Below are 5,678 nucleotides of genomic sequence, written 5' to 3' on the forward strand. Positions count from 1 at the left end.
CTCTTGCAGGAGCGTGCGGCTGGCGATGGCGCTCAGGGGGTGGGGCTGGGCGGAGCGGGCGAGCAGCAGGCACAGATCGGGTCCGATACCTGCCGGCTCGCCGGGAGTGAGCGCGAAGCGCAGGCTCACTGCTTGATTTCCACGTAGGCCTCGTCGCGGATCTGCCGCAGCCAGGCTTGCAGTTCCTCGTCGTACTTGCGGTTGCGCAGTACGCTTACCGCCTGCTGCTCGCGGAACTTCTCGCTGCTGTCGGTGGCGCGACGGCCGAGGACCTGCAGGATGTGCCAGCCGAACTGCGAGCGGAACGGCTTGGACAGCTCGCCCTGCGGGGTATCGTTCATCACCTGGCGGAACTCGGGCACCAGGGCTTCTGGGTCGATCCAGTTCAGGTCGCCGCCGTTGAGGGCGGAGCCCGGATCTTCGGAGAAGCTCTTCGCCAGTTCGCCGAAGTCTTCCCCGGACTGGATGCGCTCGTACAGCTTCTGCGCCAGCTTCTCGGTCTCCGCTTCGCTGCGGATTTCGCTGGGCTTGAGCAGGATATGGCGGACATGCACTTCGTCACGGACCATCTTGCTGCCGCCGCGCTTCTCTTCCAGCTTGAGGATAATGAAGCCGCCGGGGGTGCGGACAGGCTCGGTGACGTCGCCGACGGCCAGGGAGCCGATCATGCTGTCGAACGGCTGCGGCAGCTGGGCGGCCTTGCGCCAGCCGATCTCGCCGCCTTCCAGGGCGTTGTCGCCGGCCGAGCGGGAAATCGCCAGTTGGCCGAAGTCGGCGCCCTGCTTGAGCTGCTGGTAGAGCTCCTGGGCCTGCCTTGCGGCGGCCTGGATCACGTCCGAGGACGCGGCTTCCGGCACCGGGATCAGGATATTGGCCAGGCGGTACTCTTCGGAAAGCTGGATCTTGCCCATGTCCGAGGCAAGGAAGTTCTTCACCTCCTGCTCGCTGACCTGGATGCGCTCGGCGACCCGGCGCTGGCGCACACGGCTGATCACCATCTCGCGACGGACCTGCTCGCGGGCGTCGGCGTAGGACAGGCCGTCGCGGGTGAGGGCGGCCTGGAACTGCTCCAGGCTCATGCCGTTGCGCTGGGCGATGGTGCCCATCGCCTGGTTCAGCTCCTCGTCGGAGATGCGGATGCCGGAGCGGTCGCCGATCTGCTGCTGGATGTTCTCGATGATCAGGCGTTCCAGCACCTGCTGGGTCAGCACGTGCTCGGGCGGCAGCGGCGCACCGCGCTTGAGCAGCGTCTGGTGCACTTCACGCAGGCGCTGGTCGAGCTGGCTCTGCATGATCACATCGTTGTCGACGATGGCGACGACCCGGTCCAGTGGTACCACTTCGGCATGCGCGAAGGAGCAAAGGAGTGCTGCGCCCAATGCAAGGGGGCGCAGCCGGTTACATAGCTTGATCTTCACGTTGACGATAACCTTGGATGCCTTTGTCGAGGAACATTTCCGTCTTGTTGCCCACGATGCCGCCGAGGCCCTTCAGGACGATCTGCAGGAAGATGCCGCGGTCGGCCTTCTCGCTCTGCACGAGGAAGGCGTCATCGTCCACATCCAGCCAGTAGCGGTTGATCAGGCGCAGCTTCCAGCAGCAGCTGTCGTATTCGAAGCCGCCGAAGGCCTCGAGTGTGCGGTTCTTGTTGTAGTCGTACTGCAAGCGGGCGAGCACGGACCACTGCGGCACCAGCGGCCAGATGACCGAGAAGTCGTGCTGCTTGATGATGTCGTTTTCGCGACCATATTCGAAGCGCCCGGTGGAGCTGTTGAAGCGACGGGAGTCTTCGCGATAGCGATAGCCCGCATTGACGACCTTGTTCGGGTTGTTTTCCGGTTGGTAGTGGAACATTGCACTGCCGGACTCGGTGCGGCTGGTGTTTGGGTTCCAATTGAAATCGGAAGTGACATTCCAGTCACGATTGAAGCGGTACAGACCGGCCAGGGCATAAGGTGACCGCCAACTGTCGGTGTCTGGTCTCTTTACTTCTGGCAGAGCTGGATCTTCCAGCCTCTTTTGTTCCAAGAGATCCAGATCTTTTTCGCTCAGGCCTGGCAACTGGACTCGGCGATCACGGAAGTAGTAGATCTGGCCGGCACTCAGTGTGGCACGTTCAAAACCGTTCGATTCGATGAAGCGAGTCGTCACGCCCAAGGACAGCTGGTTGGCGTCGCCGATGCGGTCGCGGCCTGAGAAGCGGTTCTCACGCCATAGCGAGTCGTAGCTGAATGACGGTTCGCTGGTGTCGAAGACCGGGATATTTTCCTGGTTCTTGTATGGCACGTACAGGTACATGGCGCGAGGTTCCAGGGTCTGGCGGAACTGGGTGCCTGCGAAGCTGGTGTCCCGGTCGAAGTACAGGCCGCTGTCGATCTTGACCAGTGGTAGCGAGCGGTCCTGATTGCTATCGAAGGTTTCCTGATAGACGTTGAGGGAGTTCTTGCCCTTGCTGTCCAGATCCAGATCATATTTGGTGTAGAGATACTTCAGCGTCGGCGTCAGGTACCCCCAACTACGGGTCATCGGCAGGCTGACGCCAGGCTCAAGATGCATGCGGTCGCCGGTGGCACGGGCCAGGCCTTCCAGATAAGCGTCTGGGCGCTGTCCACGGATGCTGCCGTCATCGTTGAAGTAGACATTCTCGTCGAGGTCGCGGTCGAAGCGAACGAACTCGGTGGAGTAATCCAGTTTCAGGCCGCCCGGGTTATAGGGAAGGAAGCCGTTGAAGGTGATCTGCGGCAGGCGATCATAGGGCGTAATGTCAGTGGTGGTCGCCAACTGATACGACTGTGCGTTCAGGCGTGCTGTGAAAGTATCGCCACGATAGGTTAGGGCTCCCTGCTGGTTGACGTAAGTAGTACTGCCCACCTGCAGGTCACTGTTCAGGTCCTGAAAGTAATAGGGATCGCTGATCCGCGTGTAGTCGACCTCGGCCAGCCAGCGCGAATCGAGGCCGGTGGTGTTCTTGAGGCCGTACAGCCAGCGGTCCTTGCTGTAGTCCGGGAAGTTCTCGCGGTGGTCGTCCTTGTCGTTCAGGTAGGCGGCCGTCACCATCCCTTCGCTGCTGTGGGTCAGGTAGCGGAACTCGCCTTCCAGCATCATGCCGCGCTTGGCCATGTAGCGCGGGTACAACGTGGCGTCGTAGTTCGGCGCCAGGTTGAAGTAGTACGGGGTGACCAGGGTGAAGCCGGTGTCGCTGGTGCTGCTGAAGCTCGGCGGCAGGAAACCGGACTGGCGGCGGTCGTCGATCGGGAAATAGATGTACGGGGTGTAGAACACCGGGAAATCTTTGACCCGCAGGGTCGCGTTGGTCGCGGTGCCGAAGCCGGTGGCCGGGTTCAGCTTGACGTTGTTGCCCTTCAGGGTCCAGGCGTTGCTGCTCGGTTCGCAGCGGGTGTAGGTGCCATCCTTGAGCATGATGATGGCGTTCTCGCTGCGCTTGGCGTAGAGCGCGCTGCCGCGGGCATGGGCCTTGTGGATCACGTACTCGGCGTTGTCGACCTGGGCCTCGCCGTTGTCCAGCTGGACCTGGGCGTGGTCGCCGACCACCAGCATGCCCTTGTCGCGCAGCTTGACGTTGCCGACCAGTTCGCCGCGGTTTTCCAACTGGTGCAGGTTGGCCTCGTCGCCTTCCACCTGCATGCTGCCCTGGCGCAGGACCACGTCACCGGCGAGGGTGGCGATCTGTTTTTCCTGCTCGTAGCGCGAAGCCTTGGCGGATACGTAGGTTGGGCTCTCGTCGCTGGGCGCGCCGTCATCCATGCCCGGACGGACCGGCTCGATGTAGGAGCCGCCGCAATAGGGGCCGATTTCCGCCAACTGGGCGGCGGTCAGTTTTTCCCGAGGAATCCAGTCGAGGTGCGAGTAGTCCGCACTGCGGGATTTCAGCGCGCGACCGCCGGACTCGGTGACCAGGCGCTGGGTCGGCTCTGCCTCGACGGTTTCGCCTCCGCTGCCGGATACGCTGCTGCCCGCCGCGGCGGTGCTGACCGAGGTCGCGGTATGCGCCGGGCGCGGTGGCAGGTTGGCATTGGCGTTCTGCAGCGGGGAGCAATCCCAGCCGCCGGTGGCCGATACCTTGCAGTCGAACTGATCGGCGGCCTGTACAGTCAATGCTGCGACCGGCTGCAGAGCCAGCAGGCTGCCGGTGACCAGCAGGGGAAACTTTCTTCGAAACACGAGGGATTTCACTGCCATCTTGTTAATCCGGGCTTCCTGCGCGCCATCGGCCCGGTGGGCCGCACGCCTCTCGATGGGCTGAAAAAGATGCTGGATAATAAAGCATGACCTGCGCAACGGCTAGGGCCGTGGAGAACCCCGTAAATGTCTGATGATGCCCGTTTCCAGCAGCTGAATCGCTGGTTGGACTCTTGTTTGCCCGAGTTGTTCGTTGCCGAAGGTTGGGGGGAAGTGCCCCCCGCCGAACTGATCCCGGCCAGTAGCGACGCCAGCTTCCGTCGTTATTTCCGCTGGCAGGGAGGGGACCGCAGCCTGGTGGTGATGGACGCGCCGCCGCCCCAGGAAGACTGCCGACCGTTCGTCAAGGTCGCCGGACTGCTCGCCGGAGCCGGCGTGCATGTGCCGAGGATTCTCGCCCAGGATCTGGAGAATGGTTTCCTGCTGCTCAGTGACCTGGGCCGGCAGACCTACCTCGACGTGCTTCATCCCGGGAATGCCGACGAGCTGTTCGAACCGGCCCTGGATGCGCTGATCGCCTTCCAGAAGGTCGATGTCGCCGGTGTCCTGCCTGCCTACGACGAAGCGGTGCTGCGCCGCGAGCTGCAGCTGTTCCCCGACTGGTACCTGGCCCGCCACCTCGGCGTGGAACTGGAGGGCGAGACGCTGGCCCGCTGGCAGCGGATCTGCGACCTGCTGGTACGCAGCGCGCTGGAGCAGCCGCGGGTGTTCGTCCATCGCGACTATATGCCGCGCAACCTGATGCTCAGCGAGCCCAACCCGGGTGTCCTCGATTTCCAGGACGCCCTGCACGGCCCGGTCACCTATGATGTCACCTGCCTGTACAAGGATGCCTTCGTCAGTTGGCCGGAGCCGCGCGTGCATGCCGCGCTGAGTCGTTACTGGAAGAAGGCGACCTGGGCCGGCATCCCGCTGCCGCCAAGCTTCGAGGACTTCCTCCGCGCTAGCGACCTGATGGGCGTGCAGCGCCACCTGAAGGTGATTGGCATCTTCGCCCGTATTTGTCACCGCGACGGCAAGCCGCGCTACCTGGGTGACGTGCCACGCTTCTTCCGTTATCTGGAAACCGCCGTGGCGCGCCGTCCCGAGCTGGCCGAACTGGGCGAGCTGCTGGCCTCGCTGCCGCAGGGAGCCGAGGCATGAAGGCGATGATCCTCGCCGCCGGCCGTGGCGAGCGCATGCGGCCGACCACCCTGCACACGCCCAAGCCGCTGATCGAGGCCGCCGGCGTGCCATTGATCGAGCGTCAGTTGCTGGCGCTGCGCCAGGCCGGAGTCGACGACTGGGTGATCAACCATGCCTGGCTTGGCGAGCAGATCGAGGCCTATCTCGGCGACGGCTCGCGCCTGGGCGGGCGGATCGCCTATTCACCCGAGGGAGAACCGCTGGAAACCGGCGGTGGAATCTTCCGCGCCCTGCCGTTGCTCGGCGAGCAGCCGTTCCTGTTGCTCAACGGCGATGTCTGGAGCGACTTCGAC

General features: G+C 63.5%; 3 protein-coding genes and 2 pseudogenes. 2 read left to right on the top strand and 3 right to left on the bottom strand.

Going from position 1 to position 5,678, the window contains the following annotated elements; all coding sequences use genetic code 11:
* The 3 genes and pseudogenes from FFS27_RS27500 to lptD all read right to left on the bottom strand — a co-directional run.
* Nucleotides 1-129: pseudogene (locus tag FFS27_RS27500) on the bottom strand (4-hydroxythreonine-4-phosphate dehydrogenase PdxA); the annotation flags it as partial.
* Nucleotides 126-1,418, bottom strand: coding sequence for a peptidylprolyl isomerase (locus FFS27_RS27505; RefSeq protein ID WP_003109024.1), 1,293 nt, complete (start codon nucleotides 1,416-1,418; stop codon nucleotides 126-128). The pseudogene FFS27_RS27500 and the gene FFS27_RS27505, both read right to left, overlap by 4 nt.
* Nucleotides 1,399-4,200 carry an LPS-assembly protein LptD gene (lptD, locus tag FFS27_RS27510; RefSeq protein WP_137952345.1) on the bottom strand — a complete coding sequence of 934 codons (2,802 nt, stop codon included), beginning with the start codon at nucleotides 4,198-4,200 and terminating at the stop codon, nucleotides 1,399-1,401. The genes FFS27_RS27505 and lptD overlap by 20 nt, the downstream gene beginning before the upstream one ends.
* A 126-nt stretch (nucleotides 4,201-4,326) precedes the next feature.
* Between lptD and FFS27_RS27515 the strand changes: the two genes are divergently transcribed.
* Nucleotides 4,327-5,343, top strand: coding sequence for an aminoglycoside phosphotransferase family protein (locus tag FFS27_RS27515; RefSeq protein WP_003137370.1), 1,017 nt, complete (start codon nucleotides 4,327-4,329; stop codon nucleotides 5,341-5,343).
* Nucleotides 5,340-5,678 (top strand): annotated as a pseudogene (gene murU / locus FFS27_RS27520) (N-acetylmuramate alpha-1-phosphate uridylyltransferase); the annotation flags it as partial. The gene FFS27_RS27515 and the pseudogene murU, both read left to right, overlap by 4 nt.

Source organism: Pseudomonas sp. 2VD (genome assembly GCF_005503585.1).
Lineage (GTDB): Bacteria > Pseudomonadota > Gammaproteobacteria > Pseudomonadales > Pseudomonadaceae > Pseudomonas > Pseudomonas aeruginosa.

Excerpts from the sequence above, each read along its gene's own strand:
- lptD (WP_137952345.1), bottom strand. The coding sequence starts at position 4,200 with ATGGCAGTGAAATCCCTCGTGTTTCGAAGAAAGTTTCCCCTGCTGGTC.
- FFS27_RS27515 (WP_003137370.1), top strand. The coding sequence starts at position 4,327 with ATGTCTGATGATGCCCGTTTCCAGCAGCTGAATCGCTGGTTGGACTCT.